The sequence below is a fragment of the Pseudarthrobacter defluvii genome, from assembly GCF_030323865.1.
GTDB lineage: Bacteria > Actinomycetota > Actinomycetes > Actinomycetales > Micrococcaceae > Arthrobacter > Arthrobacter sedimenti.
In genome coordinates this window covers 741081-765193 of sequence record NZ_CP066362.1, presented here as the reverse complement: position 1 = coordinate 765193, position 24113 = coordinate 741081, and the positions used below count along the sequence as shown (strand labels likewise).

14 protein-coding genes, 1 tRNA gene and 3 rRNA genes are annotated in these 24113 nt (G+C 63.0%); 8 read left to right on the top strand and 10 right to left on the bottom strand.

Features of this window, described 5'->3' with window-relative positions; all coding sequences use genetic code 11:
- Nucleotides 1–16: 16 nt before the first annotated feature.
- Nucleotides 17–1546, top strand: coding sequence for a multiple monosaccharide ABC transporter ATP-binding protein (gene mmsA, locus JCQ34_RS03630; protein ID WP_286401921.1), 1530 nt, complete (start codon nt 17–19; stop codon nt 1544–1546).
- 4 nt (nt 1547–1550) lie between these two features.
- Nucleotides 1551–2828: a multiple monosaccharide ABC transporter permease gene (gene mmsB, locus JCQ34_RS03625; protein ID WP_286401919.1), complete on the top strand. Its 1278-nt coding sequence runs from the start codon at nt 1551–1553 to the stop codon at nt 2826–2828.
- Nucleotides 2829–2929: 101 nt separating this feature from the next.
- Here mmsB and JCQ34_RS03620 read toward each other — a convergent pair whose 3' ends face one another.
- The 5 genes from JCQ34_RS03620 to JCQ34_RS03600 form a co-directional block, all read right to left on the bottom strand.
- Nucleotides 2930–4183 (bottom strand): MFS transporter, encoded by a 1254-nt coding sequence (locus tag JCQ34_RS03620; protein ID WP_286401917.1) that lies wholly within the window; start codon nt 4181–4183, stop codon nt 2930–2932.
- Nucleotides 4184–4222: 39 nt separating this feature from the next.
- Entirely contained in the window at nt 4223–6394 is a 2172-nt protein-coding gene (locus JCQ34_RS03615) for an elongation factor G-like protein EF-G2 (protein WP_286401914.1), read from the bottom strand.
- A gap of 84 nt (nt 6395–6478) precedes the next feature.
- The gene (locus JCQ34_RS03610) at nt 6479–6904 is read right to left on the bottom strand and encodes a ChaB family protein (protein WP_286401911.1); all 426 of its coding nucleotides are present in this window, start codon (nt 6902–6904) and stop codon (nt 6479–6481) included.
- Between the two features lie 68 nt (nt 6905–6972).
- A tRNA-Thr gene (locus JCQ34_RS03605) sits at nt 6973–7049 on the bottom strand.
- Nucleotides 7050–7197: 148 nt separating this feature from the next.
- Nucleotides 7198–8085: a DsbA family protein gene (locus tag JCQ34_RS03600; RefSeq protein ID WP_286401908.1), complete on the bottom strand. Its 888-nt coding sequence runs from the start codon at nt 8083–8085 to the stop codon at nt 7198–7200.
- Between the two features lie 177 nt (nt 8086–8262).
- Here JCQ34_RS03600 and JCQ34_RS03595 point away from each other — a divergent pair, with 177 nt between their 5' ends.
- The 4 genes from JCQ34_RS03595 (at nt 8263) to JCQ34_RS03580 (ending at nt 13441) form a co-directional block, all read left to right on the top strand.
- A complete protein-coding gene (locus JCQ34_RS03595) occupies nt 8263–9765 on the top strand; it encodes an alpha,alpha-trehalose-phosphate synthase (UDP-forming) (protein WP_286401905.1) in 1503 nt (500 codons plus the stop codon).
- Nucleotides 9755–10591 carry a trehalose-phosphatase gene (gene otsB / locus JCQ34_RS03590; RefSeq protein WP_286401903.1) on the top strand — a complete coding sequence of 279 codons (837 nt, stop codon included), beginning with the start codon at nt 9755–9757 and terminating at the stop codon, nt 10589–10591. The genes JCQ34_RS03595 and otsB overlap by 11 nt, the downstream gene beginning before the upstream one ends.
- Before the next feature lie 216 nt (nt 10592–10807).
- Nucleotides 10808–11890, top strand: a complete 1083-nt coding sequence (locus tag JCQ34_RS03585) for an ABC transporter ATP-binding protein (protein ID WP_142131111.1) — start codon at nt 10808–10810, stop codon at nt 11888–11890.
- 132 nt (nt 11891–12022) lie between these two features.
- Nucleotides 12023–13441 (top strand): DUF4032 domain-containing protein, encoded by a 1419-nt coding sequence (locus JCQ34_RS03580; RefSeq protein WP_286401898.1) that lies wholly within the window; start codon nt 12023–12025, stop codon nt 13439–13441.
- Nucleotides 13442–13444: 3 nt separating this feature from the next.
- Here JCQ34_RS03580 and JCQ34_RS03575 read toward each other — a convergent pair whose 3' ends face one another.
- Nucleotides 13445–14815: an FAD-binding oxidoreductase gene (locus JCQ34_RS03575; protein WP_286401897.1), complete on the bottom strand. Its 1371-nt coding sequence runs from the start codon at nt 14813–14815 to the stop codon at nt 13445–13447.
- A 173-nt stretch (nt 14816–14988) separates the two neighbouring features.
- Between JCQ34_RS03575 and JCQ34_RS03570 the strand changes: the two genes are divergently transcribed.
- A complete protein-coding gene (locus JCQ34_RS03570) occupies nt 14989–16734 on the top strand; it encodes a glycoside hydrolase family 13 protein (protein WP_434738929.1) in 1746 nt (581 codons plus the stop codon).
- 2 nt (nt 16735–16736) lie between these two features.
- Nucleotides 16737–17792, top strand: a complete 1056-nt coding sequence (locus JCQ34_RS03565; RefSeq protein ID WP_286401892.1) for a LacI family DNA-binding transcriptional regulator — start codon at nt 16737–16739, stop codon at nt 17790–17792.
- 9 nt (nt 17793–17801) lie between these two features.
- Here JCQ34_RS03565 and JCQ34_RS03560 read toward each other — a convergent pair whose 3' ends face one another.
- The 4 genes from JCQ34_RS03560 to JCQ34_RS03545 form a co-directional block, all read right to left on the bottom strand.
- Entirely contained in the window at nt 17802–18296 is a 495-nt protein-coding gene (locus tag JCQ34_RS03560; protein ID WP_286401890.1) for a hypothetical protein, read from the bottom strand.
- Nucleotides 18297–18439: 143 nt separating this feature from the next.
- Nucleotides 18440–18556 (bottom strand): 5S ribosomal RNA (rrf, locus tag JCQ34_RS03555).
- A 180-nt stretch (nt 18557–18736) separates the two neighbouring features.
- Nucleotides 18737–21863, bottom strand: a 23S ribosomal RNA gene (locus JCQ34_RS03550).
- 492 nt (nt 21864–22355) lie between these two features.
- A 16S ribosomal RNA gene (locus tag JCQ34_RS03545) occupies nt 22356–23880 on the bottom strand.
- The 16S, 23S and 5S rRNA genes sit together here, the layout of an rRNA operon.
- Nucleotides 23881–24113 lie beyond the last annotated feature (233 nt).

Below are 24113 nucleotides of genomic sequence, written 5' to 3'. Positions count from 1 at the left end.
TCAGTGGGAATTGACGATGAACACACCCATTCTTCAAATGCGAGGAATCACCAAGACGTTCCCCGGCGTCAAAGCGCTGCAGGACGTCACCCTGGATGTGAACCGTGGCGAGGTCCACGCCATCTGCGGGGAAAACGGAGCCGGCAAATCAACACTCATGAAAGTGTTGTCCGGCGTCTATGCACACAACACCTTCGACGGTGAGATCCTCTTCGAAAACGAACCCTGCAACTTCTCCAGCATCTCGGACAGCGAAAAACGCGGAATCGTCATCATCCACCAGGAACTGGCCCTCAGCCCGTACCTGTCGATTGCCGAGAACATCTACCTTGGCAACGAACAAGCCACCAACGGGTGGGTGGACTGGCGCAAGACCAACCTGGAGGCAGCCAAGCTGCTGGCCCGGGTAGGCCTCGACGAGAACCCTGTCACCCCTGTACAGCACATCAGCGTGGGCAAACAGCAACTGGTGGAAATCGCCAAGGCGCTGTCCAAGGAAGTGAAGCTGCTCATCCTGGACGAGCCCACGGCCGCCCTCAACGACGAGGATTCCAGCCACCTGCTGGACCTGATCCTCCACCTGAAGGGCCAGGGCGTCACCAGCATCATCATCAGCCACAAGCTCAATGAGATCCGCAAGGTCGCTGACGCCGTCACCATCATCCGCGACGGCAAAACTATTGAGACCCTGCGTCTTGACGAAGGCCAGATCACGCAGGAACGGATCATCCGCGGCATGGTGGGCCGGGACCTGGAGAGCCTGTACCCGGACCGCGAGCCGCACATTGGCGAGGAAGTCCTGCGCATCGAGGACTGGTCGGTTCGCCATCCCCAGGACCACACGCGCATGGTGGTCAACAACGCCAACCTGCACGTCCGGAAGGGCGAGGTGGTGGGACTGGCCGGGCTGATGGGCGCCGGACGCACCGAGCTTGCCATGAGCGTCTTCGGGCGCACGTACGGAACCGCCACGTCAGGCAAGGTCTACAAGTACGGCGAGGAAATCAACACTGCCACGGTGTCCGACGCCATCAGGAACGGCATTGCCTACGCCACCGAAGACCGCAAGCACTACGGCCTGAACCTCATCGAGGACATCAAGCGGAACGTCTCCCTGGCGGCGCTGCGCAAGCTCGCCAAACGCGGCTTCGTGGACAAAAACCAGGAAACCGTGGTGGCCAACGGCTACCGGAAGAGCATGAACATCAAGGCTCCGTCAGTGGCGGCCATTACCGGAAAACTCTCCGGTGGCAACCAGCAAAAGGTGGTGCTGAGCAAGTGGATGTTCTCCGATCCGGACGTGCTCATCCTCGATGAACCCACCCGGGGGATCGACGTCGGCGCCAAATACGAGATCTACACGATCATCGCGAAACTCGCGGCCGAAGGAAAAGCCGTCATCGTAATCTCCTCGGAGCTGCCTGAGCTGCTGGGCATCTGCGACCGCATCTACACGCTGGCCGCCGGCCACATCACAGGTGAAGTCCCCATTGCCGAGGCCACCCAGGAAACCCTGATGCACTACATGACCAAAGAGAAGGAATAGCGACATGTCCGCCCTCAGAGAATCGCTCGGATTCCTCACGAGCCAACTGCGCCAGGTGGGCATCTTCGTTGCCCTGATCCTGATTGTCCTGCTGTTCCAGGGACTGACCGGCGGGATCCTGCTGGAACCGCAGAACGTCACCAACCTGGTGGTCCAGAACAGCTACATCCTGATCCTGGCCATCGGCATGGTCATGGTGATCATCGCCGGCCACATCGACCTTTCGGTCGGCTCCGTGGCCGGGTTCATCGGCGCCGTTGCCGGCGTCATGATCGTCCACTGGGGCTGGCCGTGGTGGGCCGCCATCCCCGCCTGCCTGCTGGTCGGTGCCCTGGTGGGTGCCTGGCAGGGCTACTGGATCGCCTACGTGGGGATTCCGGCCTTCATCGTCACGCTGGCGGGCATGCTGATCTTCCGTGGACTGACCCTTATCACCCTGAAGAACCAGCAGATCACCCCCTTCCCGGCCGAACTTCGTGCCCTCGGCGGCGGCTTCCTTCCCGACCTCACCGGCGGCACCTCCGTGCTGGAGTGGCTCACCGTCATCCTGGGCGTCGGGGCCACGGCCGCGCTGCTGATCCAGGCGCTCAAGGAACGCCGGATCCGCCGGAAGTTCGACCTCGAGAGCGAGCCACTGGTCTGGTTTGTCATCAAGACCGCCTTCACGGCGCTGCTCATGCTCATCATCACGTTCCTGCTGGCGTCCTACCGCGGCACCCCAATTGTCCTGGTGGTCCTGGCCGCCTTGGTGATCGCCTACACGGCCCTCATGAACAACAGTGTCTTCGGGCGGCACACGTACGCCATCGGCGGCAACCTGCACGCGGCTGAACTGTCCGGCATCAAGACCAAGGCCGTGACGTTCCGGCTCTTCGTGAACATGGGCGTGCTGGCCGCGCTGGCGGGCCTCGTCTTCACCGCCCGGCTCAACTCGGCTCAGCCGGCCGGTGGAACCGGCTTCGAACTGGATTCCATCGCCGCGGCCTTCATCGGCGGCGCCGCGGTCACCGGTGGTATCGGAACCGTCGCCGGAGCCATGATCGGCGGACTCATCATGGGCGTCCTCAATAACGGCATGTCCATCCTGGGCCTGGGCACCGACTACCAGCAGCTCATCAAGGGCCTGGTGCTCCTTGTCGCCGTCGGCTTCGACATCTTCAACAAGAACCGCAGCGGTGGCGGCGGCGAAATTGGAAAGCGCTTCAAACTGAAGACCTCCTCTTCGCCCGCACAGGAAAAGCCGGCTCCGGCCAGCGAAGCAGTGGAAGCAGGCGTGAAGTAGGAGGAACCGCCACCTGCGCACCCGAAGGCTCCTGTTGCCCGGACCAAGTCCCGGCAGCGGGAGCCTTCGCTGCGTCCGGCTCCAACACGTGCCGCGCCTGTCTAGGGTGCGGCTGCCAGGCCCGTGGCCAAGTCTGCCGGCGCCCGGCGCCGTCGGCTGAGGAGCATGAAGGGTGCCGCCAGCAGCTGAACCGCACCGCCCAAAGCCAGCGATGCAGGGTAGCCATAAACGTCGGCGGCCCGGCCGAGTACCGGCTGCACCACCACTCCCCCGCTGGAGCCCATGAGCGAGGCGAAGCTGAGGACCGTTGCCCGCTGCTTCGAGGCGATCATGTCGTTGAGGTAGGCCTGGCGCACCGGCGTGCCTGCGGAGGCCACCACGGCCCACAGCGCCAGGAGCACCAATGCCAGCCAAAAGACATTGGTGGCCAGCAGCACCACCAGGACCACCGAGCTGGTGATCGTGGAGGCGATCAGCACAGTGGTGCGGCGGCGGACCAGTTTCCGGACATGGGGTGCCAGCCAGCCGCCCACGACATCCGCACCCGCCACGATGGCCGCCGCCAGGCCGGCTATGGCGTAGGCCTTGGGATCGCCAAAAAGCTGCAGCAGGTAGGGCTGGAGGGCATAGAAAACGTAGAACCCCACGCCTTCGGTGAAGGGGGCAGCCAGCATCATGAACCGCACCGGCGGGTTCCTCAGGCCGCCGTCCACGGACGCCTTCAGGACTGCGCGGGTGGCCCGCAGAGGGTGGGCCGAGCGCTCTGGTGTAAAGCCGACGTCGTGCATCAGCAGGAAGGCCACCACGAACATTGCCACCAGGACGGCGACGCGCAGGAGGAACGGCACGCCCAGGTTGGTGGCCTGGGCGATGACCCCGCCAGCTACTGATCCTGCCAGCATGGCGATGCCGGAAACGATCTGGCCGCGGCCCAGGACGGTTTCCAGGCCGCCGTCGTAACCGGAGAAGTGCAGGGCGTCCACCAGCCAGGCTTCCACTGCCCCGGAGAAGAACGTGAAGCCAAGGCCCAGAAGGGCGGACACCGCGGCCCACCACCAAAACGGCGCGGACAACTGCCACAGCAGGTAGTAGAGGTAGGTGGATCCGGCCAGGGTCACGGTGCCCAGCAGGAACGAGGTACGGCGCCCCCAGCTGTCCGCCACCACGCCCGTCGGCACCTCAAACAGGACCATCCCGGCCGTGAAGAACGCGTTGGCGGCGAACGCCTCCAGGTTGCTCAGCCCGGCATCGAGCAGGAACAGTGTGTTGATCCCCCAAATAAAGGACGCCGCAAGGGTGTTCCCCAACGTCAGCGTCAGGTAGACGGTCTGGATTTTGCGAGCTGCAGCATTCACCTGACGGCGCCCCTCGGGATTCTTCCTGCCCGGACGGGATCAGGACGGGCTGAAATTCGGGGGCACCGGATCGTGCCGCAAGTACTGCCGGCGGAACCGTCCGGTACCGGCGGTCAGTGCCCGCAGTTCCACGGCATACCGCAGGAGTTCCTGGTCCGGAACCTCCGCGCTGATCTCCGTGAGCCCCTCCCCGGATGAGGTGGTGCCGGTGAGGCGTCCCCTCCGGCCGGACAGGTCGCTCATCACGGAGCCCACGTGTTCGTCGGCAACCATGATGGATACGGAAGACACTGGTTCCAGCAGCTGGACCTTCCCGGCGGCAGCTGCCTCCCGGAGCGCCAGGGCCCCCGCCGCCTGGAACGCCGCATCGGATGAATCGACGCTGTGGGCCTTGCCGCCTGTGAGGGTCACGCGCACATCCACCACGGGGAAGCCCGCGTAGACCCCCTTCTCCATTTGCGCCCGCACCCCCTTCTCGATGGACGGGATGAACGTTCCCGGGATGACCCCGCCCACTGTCTTGTCCACGAATTCAAACCCGCCGCCGCGCTCCAGCGGTTCCACCTCGATGTCGCACACCGCGTACTGGCCGTGCCCGCCGGATTGCTTGACATGGCGGCCATGCCCCGATGCCGGGGCCGCGAAGGTTTCCCGCAGCGGCGTCACCACGTTCACGGTGTGCAGCTTCACACCCTGCTCGCGAAGCCGGTCCAGGACCACCTCGGCGTGCGCTTCGCCCATGCACCACAGCACCAGCTGGTGCGTTTCGTTATTTCGGTCCACACGGAGCGTTGGGTCTCCCGCCGCGATCCTGCCCAGGCTGCGGGCCAAGGCATCCTCGTCGCTGCGGGAGTCGGCCTCCACGGCAACCGGCAACAGAGGCTCAGGCATTTCCCACGTGGCCAGCAGCAACGGGTTTTCCCGGCTGGAAATGGTGTCCCCGGTTTCGGCGCTGCCGAGTTTCGCCAGGGCGCACATGTCCCCGGCCACGCAGTAGGGTACCGGACGCAGGGTGGCTCCCAGCGGGGAGTAGATGTGGGTGACGCGTTCGTCGGTGTCGTGGTCCTGGTGGCCGCGGTCAGCCAGGCCGTGGCCCCCTACATGGACGGGCGAGTCCTCGCGCAGCGACCCCGAGAAGACCCGCACCAGGCAGATGCGGCCCAGGAAGGGATCGTTGGAGGTGCGCACCACTTCGGCGGCGAGCGGACCCGAGGGATCGCAGGCCAGGCTTCCGGCCGGTTTGCCGGACAGGTCGGCGGCGTCCGGCAGGCTGCGTTCCACCGGAGGCGGGAACGCGCGGACCAGTAGGTCCAGCAATTCCGCCGTGCCAAGCCCGGTGACGGCAGAGGTGGGCAACACGGGAAAGAACGAGCCGCGGGCCACGGCGGTTTCCAGGTCGGCGGCCAGCACCGCTGTGTCCATGTCCTCGCCTTCCAGGTAGCGGTCCATCAGCGTCTCATCTTCGCTTTCGGCGATGATGCCCTCAATGAGCGTGCCCCTGGCACTCCCGGCATCCGTACGTTCACCGGCCGTTGCCGGACGGACTTCGGGCGCTGAATCTTCGGCGGAGTAGTCCGCCACCTCCTGCGACAGCAGGCCCAGCAGGCCGGTGATCCCGCCATCTGTCCGCACCGGGACATACAGCGGGAGCACGCCGTCGCCGAATGCCCTCTGGCAGGCGGCCAGGGCGCCGTCGTAATTTGCGCGCGGGTGGTCCACGCGGGTGATGACGACGGCGCGTGGGAGCCCCATGTGCCCGCACTCGCCCCACAGCGCGGTGGTGGTTGCATCGATTCCGTCCACGGCGGAGACCACAAAGAGGGCGGCATCCGACGCCCTGAGGCCTGCCCGCAACTCACCGATGAAGTCCGGGTAGCCCGGAGTGTCCAGGAGGTTCACCTTGACGTCGTCCACCATCAGCGGCACCAGGGACAGCGTGACCGACCGCTGCTGGTGCACGGCGGCGGGGTCCGAGTCGCTGACGGTCGACCCGTCCGCGATGGAGCCTTTGCGGGTGATCATGCCGTCGGCCGCGAGCAGGGCCTCGATCAGCATGGTTTTCCCGGCGCCGGAGTGCCCAACCAAGGCAACGTTCCGGATGCGGGCCGGGTCCTGCGCCGCGATGCCACCGGCTTGGTCGGCCCGCCTTGATTCAGGACCGTTCCTGCCGCCTGCCGCCCGCGCTGACTCCTTGGTGCTCTTCACCGACATTGGAACCTCCTGGCATCATTGCCGACCGGACCGGACGTGTCCTTTGATTCGACACCTTGGATGGCAGGACGGCAAGAGCGAAGGCTATTTGCTGCGGGCTTTGCGGGTGGCTGTGTCGTTGGCCTTCTGGAGTGCCTCCACCAGCTGGTCCTTATCCATCTTCGAGCGGCCCTTGACGTCCAACTCCTTGGCCAGCTTGTAGAGATGGTCCTTCGAGGCGTTGGCATCCACGCCGCCGGCGGTAGGTTCCGACGAGCGGATGCCCTGTTCCGCGCGCTTGTCCGACGGGCCGCGTTTTTCCTTCGGCTCCCAGTGGTCGCCCACCTTCTCGTAGCTGTGCTTCAGCGAGGCATACGCTGCACGCGCGGCCCGTTGTTCGTCCTGGTCATAGGACTCAAGGGCGGAGTCGTAGGTCTTGGCGAAGGTGTCCTGGGCTTTTTGGTCAGAACGCTGCAGGGTCGAGGGGAGCTCTTCCTTGCGGGCATGGTCGTTCTTGCCGGTCTTGGGCATGGCACCCATCCTCCTTTAGTCAGCACGCTGATCATTTGGATGGATCCAGCTTAGACCCGGAGGTTGCATGGAGCCCCCTGTCGGATTCGAACCGACGACCCCCGCTTTACAAGAGCGGTGCTCTGGCCAACTGAGCTAAGGAGGCGCGCCCCTGGGGGCATGCGCCCGTAGGCGCTAGATAAGGTTAGCCCAACTCCCGCCGGGCGTAAAAACGCCCGGGCACGGGCTGTAGATAAGGCAGGGGCCCGCCCCGGAAACGTTCCGGAACGGGCCCCTGCCAGTGCTGTCGGTTCCTAGCCCTTGGCGGCGATGGCTGCCTGCAGGAAGTCGGGGAACGGCGTCTGGGCGCTGTCTCCCTTGCCCCACTGCTTGCCGTCCACGAAGACGGTGGGCGTACCGGTAACGCCGATGGCGGACGCTTCCTTCGTCGTGAACTTCACGAACGGGCGGTAGGTCTTGTCGTCCACGCAGGAGTTGATGTCCACGCCCATGTCGGACGCCATCTTCTTCAGGTCGTTGTCGGACAAGCCTGCACTGCCTTCAGCGGGCTGCTGGGCGTACAGGGCGTTGAAGTAGTCGGCGTACTTCTCCGGGGCCGTGTTGGCCACGCAGGCTGCCGCGTTGGCAGCACGGGACGAGTAATTGGTGGTGGACCGGCTGTCCAGGAACCCGAGGGGGCGGTACTCAACGGTGATCTTGCCGTCGTTGCGCAGCGAGGTGAGCTGGTCGTTGTACCGCGTTTCGAAGTCTTTGCAGACGGGGCAGATGAAGTCGACGTAGAGGACCACCTTGACCGGCTTGCCGGCCTCCGCCTCTGCACCCGGGGCCACCACCTCGGCGGGCGGAGTCTTCGGGGCATCGCCCAGGGAAGCGGCGTCAACCGTGGCCGGCTCGGTCTTGGCAACCTGATTGTTGGCCAGCAACGTCACGCCGCCGTGGGCGTTGGCGTTGGCAGGCGTGGGTCCCTGGTCAGCGATCGGGGCGTTTCGCTGGATGTTGCCCGCAACCACCAGGCCCACCACCACCAGGATGACAACCACCGCCGCCACGATGCCCCAGCCGATCAGCAGCTTGTTGCGCTTGTCCTTCTTTGCCTGGGCTTCCCGGATCAGGCGCGCTTTTTCGCGCGCCTCCGCCGTTCGCTCAGCCTTGGACTTACGTACTTCGTTTGCGGGGCTCATGAGTTCCTTGGGTCGGTCGACGTAGGGGACCACTTCGTGGCACCCCAACATTTTAGGGGAGAAAGCTGACAGCTTGCGGGTTCAACTATTCCTTCGGCTTGACCAACGGACGAATAGCCCCGATGATTCCGTCCGGCTAGGGTGGCTTAGAGGCACAAGCAACCCCAGGGGGCCGCAATGCAAACACCCGTCCAGGAAAAACCCGCCGGCACAGCAACGGCCGGCGGATCCGGTTCCAGCCATGCCGGCCATACCAAGTACGACTTCATGGTGGTCTCCAACAGACTGCCCGTGGACCGCGTGGCGCCGGGCGACGACGCCGACGACGGCTCCGGCTGGCGCCGGTCTCCCGGCGGCCTGGTGACCGCGCTCGCGCCGATGATGACCAAGACTGACGGAGCATGGGTCGGCTGGCACGGCGCTCCGGACGAAACCGTGAAGCCGTTCAGCCACGGCGGCATGGACCTTGTCCCGGTCCAGCTCAGCACCGACGACGTGGAGCTGTACTACGAGGGCTTCTCCAACGCCACACTCTGGCCGCTGTACCACGACGTCATCGCCCCTCCGGAGTTCCACCGCACCTGGTGGGACGCCTACCGCAAGGTCAACCGCAGGTTCGCCGACGCCGTCGTCCGCCATGCCGACCAGGGTGCCACCGTCTGGGTCCAGGACTACCAGCTGCAACTGGTCCCCCGGATGCTCCGCGAAGCCCGGCCCGACCTGCGCATCGGGTTCTTCAACCACATCCCGTTTCCGCCGCCGGAAATCTTTGCCCAGCTCCCCTGGCGCCAGGCCATCATCGACGGCCTGCTCGGCGCCGACCTGGTGGGCTTCCAGCGCGTCAGCGATGCCGGCAACTTCATGCGCTCCGCCCGCCGCTTCCTGGGCGCCAGCGTCAAGCAGCAGCAGGTGCACGTCAAGGACCACAACGGCCAACTGACGCACATTGCCCGGGCGCAGGCCTTTCCCATCTCCATCGACGTCAAACAGATCAGCGAACTGGCGGCCAGGCCTGACATCATCGAACGCGCCCGGCAGATCCGGCAGGACATGGGCAACCCCAAGACCATCCTGCTCGGCGTGGACCGGCTGGATTACACCAAGGGCATCCGCCACCGCCTGAAGGCCTTCGAGGAGCTCCTGGCGGACGGCCGCCTCACCGTTGGCGATGCCACCCTGATCCAGGTGGCCTCCCCCAGCCGTGAGCGCGTGGAACAGTACCGCCTCCTCCGCGAGGAGGTTGAGGGCACGGTGGGCCACATCAACGGCACGTATGACACCCTCGAAAACACGGCGGTCCGCTACCTGCACCACAGCTACCCGGTGGAGGAAATGGTCGCGCTCTACCTGGCGGCCGACGTCATGCTGGTCACCGCCCTGCGTGACGGCATGAACCTCGTCGCCAAGGAATACGTCACGGCCCGCAACAACAACGACGGCGCCCTGGTGCTGAGCGAATTCGCCGGCGCAGCGGACCAGCTCAAGCAGGCCCTGCTGATCAACCCGCACGATATCGCGGGGCTCAAGAACACCATCATGACCGCCATCGAGCTCAGCCCCCGCGAAGCCTCACGGCGTATGCGGTCCATGCGCCGCCAGATCCTGGACCATGACGTTGACCACTGGTCCGCCGACTTCCTGCGCGCGCTGAACGAAAAGGTGGTCCGCGATGACTCCTGACAGCCGCGGCAGCAGGGCTTCGCTGGCGCTCTCGCCCGAACTACGGGAAGCCTTGCGCCGGATCGCACGGACGGAGCACTTGCTGGTAGCCATGGATTTTGACGGCACCATGGCGCCGATCGTAGACCGTGCCCAGGATGCGCGGCCGCTTCCGCGGTCAGCCGCAGCGTTCGCGGGCCTCGCCGTGCTTCCACGCACGACGACGGCACTCATCTCCGGGCGCGCCCTCGCCAGCCTGCGGGAAGTCGCCTCCCCGCCGGTGGACACGCTGCTGATCGGCAGCCATGGCGCCGAAGCGTGGCTGGGGCCGGGCTCCACCGAACTGTCGCTGGAGGAGGACCAGAAAGCGCTCCTGGAAGAAGTGCGGGCCGAGTTATCGGACATCGTTGCCCAGGCCCCCGGCACCTCCCTGGAGTACAAGCCTGCCGGCGTCGTCCTGCACACCCGCCAAGCCCGCGACGACGTGGCGGAAGACGCAGTGTCAGCCGCCACGTCCGTTCTGCAGGACCGCAAGGGCGTTTTCCTGAAGGAAGGCAAGCGCGTCCTGGAGACCTCGGTGGTCCATGCCTCCAAAGGCGAAGGCGTTGCCTTCCTCCGGCAGGCAACGGGGGCCACTGCCGTGCTGTTTGCGGGGGATGACGTCACGGACGAGGACGCCTTTGGCAGGCTCGAACCGGGCGATGTTGGGGTCAAGATCGGCCTCGATTTCACCCAGGCCCAGTACCGGGTGGAGGCACCCATCCACGTCGCGGAGCTGCTGGAGGCCTTGCTGCAGGAGCGGAGCATTGCCGTGGCGGAAGAGGACCCGCAGGCGGCCTCCGGCTAGGACACGGCCGGCAGAAGATGTGACGTTCGTAACATTTGCGCTGAAAAGAGCAACCTCTGGCATACTCTTTGTGTGATGTGGCGCACAACCAGCGTGCGGCGTCATGCAATGCTCCGCGGAAGCCGCGGAGCATTTTGCAGGAACAAAACTGAATAAAAATGAACCATTCACAACGGATCGTCCGGCACGTACCTGCCGGTGAAGGGATTGATAACTGTGGCTACAGTTACTTTTGACAACGCTACGCGTCTGTACCCGGGCACCGAAAAGCCCGCCGTCGATAAGCTCAACATCGACATCGCCGATGGCGAATTCCTGGTCCTCGTCGGACCCTCCGGTTGCGGCAAGTCCACCTCCCTGCGCATGCTTGCAGGCCTCGAGGACGTTAACGCCGGCCGCATCCTGATCGGCGACCGCGATGTCACCGATGTTCCCCCGAAGGACCGCGACATCGCGATGGTTTTCCAGAACTACGCGCTGTACCCGCACATGACTGTGGCCGACAACATGGGCTTCGCCCTCAAGATCGCCGGTGTCTCCAAGGAAGAGCGCGCCGAGCGCGTCCGCGAAGCCGCCAAGCTCCTCGACCTTGAGCAGTACCTGGACCGCAAGCCGAAGGCACTCTCCGGCGGCCAGCGCCAGCGTGTTGCCATGGGCCGCGCAATCGTCCGTAACCCGCAGGTCTTCCTCATGGATGAGCCGCTCTCCAACCTGGACGCCAAGCTCCGTGTCCAGACCCGCACCCAGATCGCCTCCCTGACCCGCCGCCTGGGTGTCACCACGGTGTACGTGACGCACGACCAGGTGGAGGCCATGACCATGGGCGACCGCGTCGCCGTGCTGAAGGACGGCCTGCTGCAGCAGGTTGACACCCCGCGCAACCTCTACGACCGCCCCAAGAACGTCTTCGTTGCCGGCTTCATTGGCTCCCCCGCCATGAACCTGCTGGAACTCCCCGTCGTAGACGGCGGCGTCCAGTTCGGCGGCACCGTCTACCCCGTGCCGCGGGACGTCCTCGAAGAGGCTCACGGCTCCACGGTCACCCTGGGCAGCCGTCCCGAGGACCTGGAAACCGCTCCGCACGGTGAAGGCCTGAAGGTTGAGGTGGACGTCGTCGAAGAACTCGGCGCCGACGCCTACGTCTACGGCCACACCAACCTTGACGGCAAGGACCACGACATCGTGGCCCGCGTCGACGGCCGCCGTCCCCCGATGAAGGGCGAGGTCATCTACGTCCGTCCGCAGTCGGGCCACGTGCACCTGTTCGACACCAAGACCGGCCTGCGCCTCGGCGACTGATAGCTGCCGCGTGGCCCTGCCCACGCAACCGACGGCGGTCCGCACCCTTCCACAGTGGTGCGGGCCGCCGTCGGCCTTTAATTGGCCGCACGGAATTTAGCCGCCCTGCCCCGAGTACGGAAGAATTGAGCCATGACCGAGGAATACAGCGCCCAGTGGCACGACGAACCCACCGACTACGCGCAGATCGGCAAGCTGCCCCGGTTCGTGGCTGCCAGTGCCGATGACAACAAGGCGGCCTCGGTAGCCTCGTCGCTGAACATCACGGCAGCGGCGGCTGATCCCGAACTGCTGGACCTGCCGTGGCATATCGCTTTGGAGGAGTGGCCGGCACAGTACCTGGCGGCGCTGCCCCGCGGTATTTCCCGGCACATCGTCCGGTTCGCCCACTTGGGCGGCTCCGTGATCGCCATCAAGGAAACCTCCGAGCACGTGGCCCGGCACGAGTACCACATGCTCCGGAAGCTGGCGCGCTTCGATGTGCCGTGCGTGGAGCCGGTTGCGGTGATCACCGGGCGCACCACCCCGGACGGACGCCCGCTCAACCCTGTCCTCGTCACCCGGCACCTGAAGTTTTCCATGCCCTACCGCGCGCTCTTTTCCCAGATGCTGCGCAAGGACACCCTCACCCGCCTCATCGACGCGCAGGCCCTCCTGCTGGTGCGGCTGCACCTCATCGGTTTTTACTGGGGCGACGTCTCGCTGTCCAACACCCTGTTCCGCCGCGACGCCGGCGCCTTCGCCGCGTACCTGGTGGACGCGGAAACCGGCGAGCTCTACCCGGACCTCTCCACCGGGCAGCGCGAGTACGACCTGGAAATCGCCCGCGTTAACATCGCCGGCGAGCTTATGGACCTGCTGGACGGCGGCCTCATCGAGGAAAAGGTGGACCCCGTGGCCACCAGCGAGCTGATCATGGACAGCTACCGGCGGCTGTGGGCTGAGCTGACCGAGAAGGAATCCTTCGAACTCGGCGAACGGTGGCGAGTGGGCGCCCGCATCCGGCGGCTGAACGAACTCGGCTTCGACGTCGAGGAGTACGCCATCAAGACCACCCAGAACGGCTCCACCATTCAGCTGCAGCCCAAGGTGGTGGACGCGGGGCACCACCAGCGGCGGCTGCTGCGGCTTACCGGCCTGGATGCCCAGGAGAACCAGGCCCGCCGCCTCCTCAACGACATGGACTCGTTCCGGGCGGACAACAACCCGGAGATGGACGAGGAATACAGCGCCCACCTATGGGTCAGCCAGATCTTCGAGCCGATCGTGCGCGCCATCCCCCGGGACCTTTCCGGCAAGCTTGAGCATGCCGAGGTGGTGCACGAGGTCCTGGAACACCGCTGGTACATGTCCGAGAAGCAGGAGCGCCACATTCCGCTGGCAGAGGCCGTTCAGTCCTACATCGACTCGATCCTGCGGCACCGGCGGGACGAGGCCGCCATCATGCTCAACCCGGACACTGAGCTGCTGAAAATCCTTGAGGTGGAGAACGAGGAGTCCCGCTACGGCGCTGACGAATCCGGGGAAGACTACCCGGACTCGGACGACTGAGTCCTAGATAGCCTTTCCGGGGTTGAGGATGCCGGCAGGATCGAACAGGTCCTTGATCCTGCGCTGGAGTTCCCGGACCGGCTCGGGCTGCTCCTGGCCCAGCCACCGCAGCTTGTACTGGCCTACGCCGTGTTCCCCCGTGATGGTGCCACCCATGGCCAGGGCCGCGGTGATCGATTCGTCCAGGGCCACCTGGAGCCGCTCCATGGCATCGGCGTCGACGTCCGTGCCCTGCCGGTCGATCCAGAATGTTGGGTGCAGGTTGCCGTCCCCTGCATGGGCCACTACTTTGAGGTGCACCTGCTGAGCGGCGGCCATGGCCTCGAGCGCGGCAACGTAATCCACCAGGCGTGACCTCGGAACAGCCACGTCTTCACCCACGCGGTACTCGTCGTCCACTTCGGTGCCCCGGCTGTGCCTCCGCAGCTCCACCAGCCGCTCCGCCTCGGCGCTGGCTTCGGTGGTCACCGCGGCGCCGCCGTCGCGCAGAACCTGGCGTACCACCTCGGCTTCCGCGGCCGCCCCGAATCCGTCCGTCTGGATCAGCAGCAGTGACTTTCCGCGCGTGCTGAGGTCGGAGCCGTGGATGTCGTCGAGCTGGGCCAGCGTCCCGCCGTCCAGCAGTTCCATGATGGCGGGCTGGACGCGCGCCCTGCCCACGGCCAGGACCCCTGCGGCGGCCATGCGGAAGTCCGGGTAGAACGCGGCCACGGTGTGGACTTCCCGGGGCAGGTACTTCAGCCGCACGGTGATTCCGACGACGATGCCCAGCGTCCCCTCGGACCCCACGAAGAGGCCCGTTAGGTCGTAACCCGCCACGCCTTTGAAGGTCTGGTGGCCGGTATGGATGAGCGATCCGTCGGCCAAAACCACGTCCACGGCAAGGACCGAATCCCTGGTGACCCCATACTTGGCGCAGCGAAGGCCGCCTGCGTTGGTGGCCACATTGCCGCCGATGGTGGAGCTTCGGAAGCTTGCTGGATCCGGAGCGTACATGAGTCCGTGCTCTGCGGCTGCTTCGTTGAGGACGGCGTTGACCACGCCGGGCTCCACGACGGCTGTTTCGTCGTCGGGATTCAGCGCGAGGATCCGGTCCATCCGCTCCAGGGACAGGATGATGCAGTTGTTCGTGGCGTGGGCGCCGCCGGACACGCCGGTACCGGCGCCTCGCGGGACGATGGGTATGCCGCTGTCGGCGCACGCCTTCACCACGGATTGAACGTCGGCCACCGATTCCGGGAACACCACGGCCAGGGGCAGCTGAAAGTCGATGACGGGCGCCTGGTCGATCGCGTACCGGCGAAGTGACACCTCGCTCACGTCCAGCTGGTCCGGGGCCAGGACGGCCTCCAGCTCGTCAACGATGCTTCCCACAAAGCCTCCATCCGTCGTCGGACATTTTCTCCCAGTCTAGGGCGTGATTTATGCGGGGCCCCGGCGCACTGCCGCAACCGCTTCCAGTCCTGTTCCCCTATGGACAGAGACGACCCCGTGCTGCGTGAGGAAACAATGATGGAAGCGTTTTCATTAAATCGCTCCACGCAGTTATGCTGACTTCCATGTCCGTCGAAACTGTGATCCACGACACTTCTGTCTCCGCTGGCCCACTCACCCTCATCCACGCCGCCGACCCCGCTCCGGGCTGGTGGCGGTCTGCCGTGATCTACCAGGTGTACCCACGGTCATTTCGGGACCTGAACGGCGACGGCGTGGGCGACCTGGCGGGAATCACCGAGGAACTGCCGCACCTTGCGGACCTGGGCGTCGACGCCGTCTGGCTGTCCCCCTTTTTCCGCTCCCCGCAACGCGATGCCGGTTACGACGTCAGCGACTACTGCGACGTGGACCCAATTTTCGGCACGCTCGGCGATTTCGACGTCATGATGGCTGAATCGCACAGGCTCGGCCTGCGGGTGATCGTGGATCTGGTGCCAAACCATTGCTCGGACCAACACCCCGCTTTCCAGGCAGCCCTTGCAGCACCTGATGGGAGCCCGGAGCGGGACATGTTCATCTTCCGCGACGGGACAGGACCGGACGGACAGGAACCGCCAAACAACTGGCAGTCCCACTTTGGCGGGCCCGCCTGGACACGCGTGCCGGCCCCTGACGGACAACCGGGCCAGTGGTACCTGCACCTTTTTGATTCCTCCCAGCCGGACTTCAACTGGGACAACCCCGCCGTCCACGCAGAGTTCGAGAGGGTGCTCCGCTTCTGGCTGGACCGCGGCGTCTCGGGCTTCCGAGTGGACGTGGCCCATGCCCTGGTCAAAGCGCCGGGCCTTCCGGCATGGGGCGGACGCGCTGATGGCGGCAGCAGCGAGGGGTACCCCGGCCACGAGGCACCGATGTTCGGGCAACCCGGCGTCCACGACATCTACCGGAAATGGCGGTTGCTCTTGGACGAATACGGACCGGACCGGATTCTCTGCGCCGAGGCAAGCGTCGACCTGCAGCGGCTGGCGCACTGGGTGCGGCCCGACGAGATGCACCAGGCATTCAACTTCCCTTATCTCCACGCGGGCCTGGATGTCTACCGGCTGCGTTCTGTCATCACCGACTCGCTGACGGTCCTTGACGGCGTTGGGGCCCCGAGTACCTGGGTGCTTTCCAACCACGACGTGGTTCGCCATGCCACCCGTTTTGGCTACAACGGGCAGGGTCCGCGGGACGGGGACGGCATAGGTTCCGCTGACCCGCAGCCGGACGAAGCCCTTGGCCGCCGCCGCGCGGCCGCGGCCTCACTGTTCATGCTGGGGCTGCCCGGCGCCGCATACCTTTACCAGGGGGAAGAGCTGGGACTGCCGGACGGCATCGACATTCCGGGCCACCTCCGCCAGGATCCGACATTTGGCCGTACCGGGGGTCAGCGGCTTGGCCGTGACGGTTGCCGGGTGCCGCTGCCCTGGCGGGCCGGGGACCCGCACTTGGGCTTTGGTGCGGGGGAAGATCCGTGGCTTCCCATTCCCTCCTCGTTTGAAACGCTGGCGCGGGATCTCCAGGCGGAATCGCCGTCGTCGCACCTCTCGCTGTACCGTGACGCCCTGGCATGCCGCCGGCAGCTGAACTTGGGCAGGGGATCATTGTCCTGGGCAGAAGACTGGTGCACGGGGTCGTCCCTGGGCTACCTGAACGGCACTACGCTGGTCCTCATGAACCTGAACCATGAGCCGTTGGACATGCCGGCGGGCCACGTACTGATCCGCAGCCTTCCCACAGAGACCGCCCATGCCCTTGCCTCCGGCGAGACGGCATGGATAGAGCTTGGACCGGACCTCATCACAGCAGACTGACCATGGCGGGTATCAAGGAAGTTGCCAGCCGGGCCGGCCTGTCAGTGGCCACCGTGTCCAGGGCGCTGAGCGGTAAATCCAACGTCTCGGCCAGGAGCCGCCGTCTTGCCCAGGACGCGGCCAAGGAACTGGGATTTGTCCCGTCGTACCACGCGTCCAGCCTCGCGTCCGGTCGCAATCACAACATTGGGCTGGTGGTCCCCAATGTCCAGCGATGGTACTTCTCTTCCGTCTTGGAAGGCGTGTCGGAGACCCTGCTGGACGCCGGCTACGACCTAACCCTCTACAATGTGGGCGAACAGCCGGAGCGACGCAGCAGCATCCTGAATGACTTCCTCCTGCGGAAGCGCCTGGATGCCGTCATCGCCGTGGCGTTGGTGCTCAGCGAAGACGAGATCGGCCAACTGCTGGCGGTACACCGCCCCATCGTGGGAATCGGTGGCGCGCTGCGGGGAGCCTCTACGATCAGGATTGACGACGAGGGGCTGGCCGCGCTGGCCACCCGCCACCTGATTGGGCTGGGACACAGCAGAATCGCCCACATTACGGGATACGGAGAGCTGAACCGCGACTTCAAGCTCCCCCAGCTGCGCCAGAAGGGCTTCGCCTCAGCCATGGCTGAAGCCGGGCTGACCGTACGGCCGGAGTGGAAAGCCACCGCCGACTTCACCATCCAGGGCGCCTATGCCGCGGGCCGCAGGCTGTTGGGCACCAGTTCCGAACGCCCTACAGCAGTCTTCGCGGCCTCTGACGAGATGGCCGTAGGCATCATGCTTGCGGCCCGCGACTTTGGACTGCAGGTACCGCAGGACCTCTCTGTCGTGGGGATCGACGGTCACGAGCTCGCCGAGACGTTTGGACTCACCACTATCAATCAGGATCCGCGGGGGCAGGGCCGCTTGGCGGCTGCCACTGCCTTGGCTTTGCTGGAAAAGCCAAGCGGGAATTCCGACGACGGCACCGCAGCGGCTGCAGCACAAGACCAGGAGTTCCCCACCGAGTTCGTGATCCGGAACAGTACCGCCGTCCCGCCACACGAGCCTATGCGGCGCGCATAAGCAGGAAGTTCAGGCTTCGCTGCCCATAAACCGGGCAAACTTCTCAAGGATCAGCGGCCAGGCCTCCACATATTCCTGGCGTACTGCGGCAGGGTCCTCCGCGCCCTCCCAGCCCTCGTGGAAAACCCGGACCTCGGTACCCGCTTCCACCGCCCGGAATACAACCAGGAGCTCGGTGGACCAAAGGGCTGTGGTGCCGGGGTGCCAAGTAGCGTGGAAGGACAGGGGCGGCTGCCAGTCGTCGAGGGTTCCCCAGATGGAGGTGCGTCCATCGTCCGCCGTTTCGAGGATCAGGTTCTCCTCAAACTCCACGTAGGAAGCGGCGCCGTACACCCCGTGCTGTTCCAAGGGCCACCACAGGTGGGTGTGGTCGGTGAAGCCGGCGAAGGCGCGGGCGACTGGCCCTGGAACAACCACGGTGTTTACCACTGGTTCCAGGGGATCAGCTGCCGGCTGCCCGGCTTCTTCGAAAGGGTGCTGGGCGTGGCTGAAGATGCTGCTCATGAGGGACCATCCTACCCGGGGGCATTGTGCCAGCCACCCTGTCCGTGCCTGATAGGACTCAACGAGCTTGTGGCTGGGTGCGTCTGTGGTGGTTAAAGTAGTAGGGCCCTGACGTTCGTTGTCAGGGCCCTACTGTAATGATGTTCCGGCGGTGACCTACTCTCCCACACCCTCCCGGGTGCAGTACCATCGGCGCTGTGGGTCTTAGCTTCCGGGTTCGGAATGGGACCGGGCGTTTCCCCCACGCTATGACCGCCGTAACCCTTTCACCCGCTCCCCCGCGAAAACGCTCCGGGGGTGGGAAGATTAGTGGTTACAACATCCCTGCCCGTGAGGGCAGGTAGTGGTGTTATTCAATTGTTGGTTCCGCCAATAAGCCCGATGTTTGGGGGTTGTTGGTTGGGAACCACATAGTGGACGCAAGCAGAATGTTTTTCTGTGTGGTGTAAGTTGTTGGCCTATTAGTACCGGTCAGCTTCACGAGTCGTTAGTCCTCGCTTCCACATCCGGCCTATCAACCCAGTGGTCTGGCTGGGGGCCTCTCACACATAAATGTGTATGGAAATCTCATCTTGAAGCGAGCTTCCCGCTTAGATGCTTTCAGCGGTTATCCCATCCGAACGTAGCTAATCAGCGGTGCACTTGGCAGTACAACTGACACACCAGAGGTTCGTCCGTCCCGGTCCTCTCGTACTAAGGACAGCCCTTCTCAAATTTCCTGCGCGCGCAGCGGATAGGGACCGAACTGTCTCACGACGTTCTAAACCCAGCTCGCGTACCGCTTTAATGGGCGAACAGCCCAACCCTTGGGACCTACTCCAGCCCCAGGATGCGACGAGCCGACATCGAGGTGCCAAACCATGCCGTCGATATGGACTCTTGGGCAAGATCAGCCTGTTATCCCCGAGGTACCTTTTATCCGTTGAGCGACGGCCATTCCACAATGTACCGCCGGATCACTAGTCCCGACTTTCGTCCCTGCTCGAGATGTCTCTCTCACAGTCAAGCTCCCTTGTGCACTTACACTCGACACCTGATTGCCAACCAGGCTGAGGGAACCTTTGGGCGCCTCCGTTACTTTTTAGGAGGCAACCGCCCCAGTTAAACTACCCATCAGGCACTGTCCCTGACCCGGATTACGGGCCGAAGTTAGATGTCCAAAGTGACCAGAGTGGTATTTCAACGATGACTCCACCCGAACTGGCGTCCGGGCTTCAACGTCTCCCACCTATCCTACACAAGCCACTCCGAACACCAATACCAAACTATAGTAAAGGTCTCGGGGTCTTTCCGTCCTGCTGCGCGTAACGAGCATCTTTACTCGTACTGCAATTTCGCCGAGTTTATGGTTGAGACAGCGGGGAAGTCGTTACTCCATTCGTGCAGGTCGGAACTTACCCGACAAGGAATTTCGCTACCTTAGGATGGTTATAGTTACCACCGCCGTTTACTGGGGCTTAAATTCTCAGCTTCGCCTTGCGGCTAACCGGTCCTCTTAACCTTCCAGCACCGGGCAGGAGTCAGTCCGTATACATCGTCTTGCGACTTCGCACGGACCTGTGTTTTTAGTAAACAGTCGCTTCCCCCTGGTCTCTGCGGCCCCGATCCCCTCCCACCAGCAAGTGGTGTTCAAGGTTGGGGCCCCCCTTCTCCCGAAGTTACGGGGGCATTTTGCCGAGTTCCTTAACCATAATTCTCTCGATCGCCTTGGTATTCTCTACCTGATCACCTGTGTCGGTTTGGGGTACGGGCGGCTAAAACCTCGCGTCGATGCTTTTCTCGGCAGCATAGGATCACCAAATCCCCCCATACGGGGGTCCCATCAGATCTCAGGCACATGAACGGCGGATTTGCCTACCATTCGCCCTACATCCTTAGACCGGGACAACCATCGCCCGGCTCGGCTACCTTCCTGCGTCACACCTGTTAATACGCTTGCCTCCCGGGATCAGGTCCTGCGCTCCACCAAAACCCTCACACCACAAGGGTGATCGGGCAGGTTTCGGGCAGTTAGTATCCCCCGCTCAGCATGGGCGGTTTTTCGCCGGTACGGGAATATCAACCCGTTGTCCATCGACTACGCCTGTCGGCCTCGCCTTAGGTCCCGACTTACCCAGGGCAGATTAGCTTGACCCTGGAACCCTTGATCATTCGGCGGACGGGTTTCTCACCCGTCTTTCGCTACTCATGCCTGCATTCTCACTCGTGTAGGCTCCACCACTGGTTTACACCGCAGCTTCACCGCCCACACGACGCTCCCCTACCCATCCACACTCCTGAACCACGAAGGCTAGGACAATATGTGAATGCCACAACTTCGGCGGTGTACTTGAGCCCCGCTACATTGTCGGCGCGGAATCACTTGACCAGTGAGCTATTACGCACTCTTTTAAGGGTGGCTGCTTCTAAGCCAACCTCCTGGTTGTCTGGGCAACTCCACATCCTTTCCCACTTAGCACACGCTTAGGGGCCTTAGTTGGTGGTCTGGGCTGTTTCCCTCTCGACTATGAAGCTTATCCCCCACAGTCTCACTGCTGCGCTCTCACTTACCGGCATTCGGAGTTTGGCTGACGTCAGTAACCTTGTAGGGCCCATTAGCCATCCAGTAGCTCTACCTCCAGCAAGAAACACGCAACGCTGCACCTAAATGCATTTCGGGGAGAACCAGCTATCACGAAGTTTGATTGGCCTTTCACCCCTACCCACAGCTCATCCCCTCCATTTTCAACTGAAGTGGGTTCGGTCCTCCACGACGTCTTACCGTCGCTTCAACCTGGCCATGGGTAGATCACTTCGCTTCGGGTCTAGATCACGCCACTCACACGCCCTATTCAGACTCGCTTTCGCTACGGCTGCCCCACACGGGTTAACCTCGCGACGTAACACTAACTCGCAGGCTCATTCTTCAAAAGGCACGCCGTCACAACTACAAGGCTGCTCCGACGGATTGTAAGCACACGGTTTCAGGTACTGTTTCACTCCCCTCCCGGGGTACTTTTCACCTTTCCCTCACGGTACTGGTCCGCTATCGGTCATTAGGGAGTATTTAGGCTTATCAGGTGGTCCTGACAGATTCGCACGGGATTTCTCGGGCCCCGTACTACTTGGGATACTCTCACAGGCGGTACAAACACATTACGGTTACGGGACTAACACCCTCTCTGGCCGGCCTTTCAAAACCGTTCACCTATGCGCGCACATCACACCCCACCAGCCCGGCAGAACTGGTATGGAAAGTCCCACAACCCCGACCATGCAACGCCCGCCGGCTATCACACATGGAACGGTTTAGCCTGATCCGCGTTCGCTCGCCACTACTAACGGAATCACTATTGTTTTCTCTTCCTGCGGGTACTGAGATGTTTCACTTCCCCGCGTTCCCCCCACGCACCCTATGTGTTCAGGTACGGGTCACCAAGTCACTCGCGCGCTTGGCGGGGTTTCCCCATTCGGACACCCTGGGATCACAGTCCGGTTATCGACTCCCCCAGGCTTATCGCAGATTCCTACGTCCTTCTTCGGCTCCTAATGCCAAGGCATCCACCGTGTGCTCTTAAAAACTTGACCACAAAGATCAAAAACAAGCTCACTCGAGAGAACCACAGAAACTGTCCCGCGCACCCAAAAGCACACGAACCAGATCCAGGTTCTAATATCTTGGAAATTGCTTCTTATACAAGATGCTCGCGTCCACTATGTAGTTCTCAAACAACAACCCCACACCACACACCCCACACACAAACACGTGCGCGGAACGACATGGCAGGGAAACCAGAAACAAACACTCCCGAAGGCCTAAACCCCCGGTCCTGTTGCCTCAGGACCCAACAGTGTGCCAAACACTACCCGGCAACCCAGCCCGGCCGCTTTCCAGAACAACAACCCCACAAAGGAGAAGGTTCGTACTCACTGACCGGTCCGTGCCACCAGGCACCTATTTGTTGATATTCCACCCATGAGCACCCGCCGCAGGACAATCGCCTGCGCAACGGGCTTGCTTCCTGACAACCCCAACCCCACCGCATACACGATGAGTGGCTGGCTGTAGGCGCTCCTTAGAAAGGAGGTGATCCAGCCGCACCTTCCGGTACGGCTACCTTGTTACGACTTAGTCCCAATCGCCAGTCCCACCTTCGACAGCTCCCTCCCACAAGGGGTTAGGCCACCGGCTTCGGGTGTTACCAACTTTCGTGACTTGACGGGCGGTGTGTACAAGGCCCGGGAACGTATTCACCGCAGCGTTGCTGATCTGCGATTACTAGCGACTCCGACTTCATGGGGTCGAGTTGCAGACCCCAATCCGAACTGAGACCGGCTTTTTGGGATTAGCTCCACCTCACAGTATCGCAACCCTTTGTACCGGCCATTGTAGCATGCGTGAAGCCCAAGACATAAGGGGCATGATGATTTGACGTCGTCCCCACCTTCCTCCGAGTTGACCCCGGCAGTCTCCCATGAGTCCCCGGCACTACCCGCTGGCAACATGGAACGAGGGTTGCGCTCGTTGCGGGACTTAACCCAACATCTCACGACACGAGCTGACGACAACCATGCACCACCTGTAAACCAACCCCAAAGGGGAAGAACTGTTTCCAGCCCGGTCTGGTTCATGTCAAGCCTTGGTAAGGTTCTTCGCGTTGCATCGAATTAATCCGCATGCTCCGCCGCTTGTGCGGGCCCCCGTCAATTCCTTTGAGTTTTAGCCTTGCGGCCGTACTCCCCAGGCGGGGCACTTAATGCGTTAGCTACGGCGCGGAAAACGTGGAATGTCCCCCACACCTAGTGCCCAACGTTTACGGCATGGACTACCAGGGTATCTAATCCTGTTCGCTCCCCATGCTTTCGCTCCTCAGCGTCAGTTAATGCCCAGAGACCTGCCTTCGCCATCGGTGTTCCTCCTGATATCTGCGCATTTCACCGCTACACCAGGAATTCCAGTCTCCCCTACATCACTCTAGTCTGCCCGTACCCACCGCAGATCCGGAGTTGAGCCCCGGACTTTCACGGCAGACGCGACAAACCGCCTACGAGCTCTTTACGCCCAATAATTCCGGATAACGCTTGCGCCCTACGTATTACCGCGGCTGCTGGCACGTAGTTAGCCGGCGCTTCTTCTGCAGGTACCGTCACCTTACGGCTTCTTCCCTACTGAAAGAGGTTTACAACCCGAAGGCCGTCATCCCTCACGCGGCGTCGCTGCATCAGGCTTGCGCCCATTGTGCAATATTCCCCACTGCTGCCTCCCGTAGGAGTCTGGGCCGTGTCTCAGTCCCAGTGTGGCCGGTCACCCTCTCAGGCCGGCTACCCGTCGTCGCCTTGGTAGGCCATTACCCCACCAACAAGCTGATAGGCCGCGAGTCCATCCAAAACCACAAAAGCTTTCCACCAACCACCATGCGATGGAAGGTCATATCCGGTATTAGACCCAGTTTCCCAGGCTTATCCCAGAGTCAAGGGCAGGTTACTCACGTGTTACTCACCCGTTCGCCACTAATCCACCAGCAAGCTGGCATCATCGTTCGACTTGCATGTGTTAAGCACGCCGCCAGCGTTCATCCTGAGCCAGGATCAAACTCTCCGTTGAAAACAAACAGACACAACCAAAACCACCGGAAATAACGGCCATCCTGGCTGCACAAAATTTGAAACCAGCTAAAAACACCAAACCAATACCACAGGGGCGGCACGATTCGGCAAATTCAACCAATTACATACATAATCGGTATCAACAAACTTGGCACACTATTGAGTTCTCAAACAACAGACACACCCGGCACCACCCAAACCAAACATTCAGGATCGCTCCGGAGCAACTTT

Coding starts and splice junctions, on each gene's coding strand:
- mmsA (WP_286401921.1), top strand. CDS start 17: ATGAACACACCCATTCTTCAAATGCGAGGAATCACCAAGACGTTCCCC.
- mmsB (WP_286401919.1), top strand. CDS start 1,551: ATGTCCGCCCTCAGAGAATCGCTCGGATTCCTCACGAGCCAACTGCGC.
- JCQ34_RS03615 (WP_286401914.1), bottom strand. CDS start 6,394: ATGTCGGTGAAGAGCACCAAGGAGTCAGCGCGGGCGGCAGGCGGCAGG.
- JCQ34_RS03610 (WP_286401911.1), bottom strand. CDS start 6,904: ATGCCCAAGACCGGCAAGAACGACCATGCCCGCAAGGAAGAGCTCCCC.
- JCQ34_RS03600 (WP_286401908.1), bottom strand. CDS start 8,085: ATGAGCCCCGCAAACGAAGTACGTAAGTCCAAGGCTGAGCGAACGGCG.
- JCQ34_RS03595 (WP_286401905.1), top strand. CDS start 8,263: ATGCAAACACCCGTCCAGGAAAAACCCGCCGGCACAGCAACGGCCGGC.
- otsB (WP_286401903.1), top strand. CDS start 9,755: ATGACTCCTGACAGCCGCGGCAGCAGGGCTTCGCTGGCGCTCTCGCCC.
- JCQ34_RS03580 (WP_286401898.1), top strand. CDS start 12,023: ATGACCGAGGAATACAGCGCCCAGTGGCACGACGAACCCACCGACTAC.
- JCQ34_RS03570 (WP_434738929.1), top strand. CDS start 14,989: ATGCTGACTTCCATGTCCGTCGAAACTGTGATCCACGACACTTCTGTC.
- JCQ34_RS03565 (WP_286401892.1), top strand. CDS start 16,737: ATGGCGGGTATCAAGGAAGTTGCCAGCCGGGCCGGCCTGTCAGTGGCC.
- JCQ34_RS03560 (WP_286401890.1), bottom strand. CDS start 18,296: ATGAGCAGCATCTTCAGCCACGCCCAGCACCCTTTCGAAGAAGCCGGG.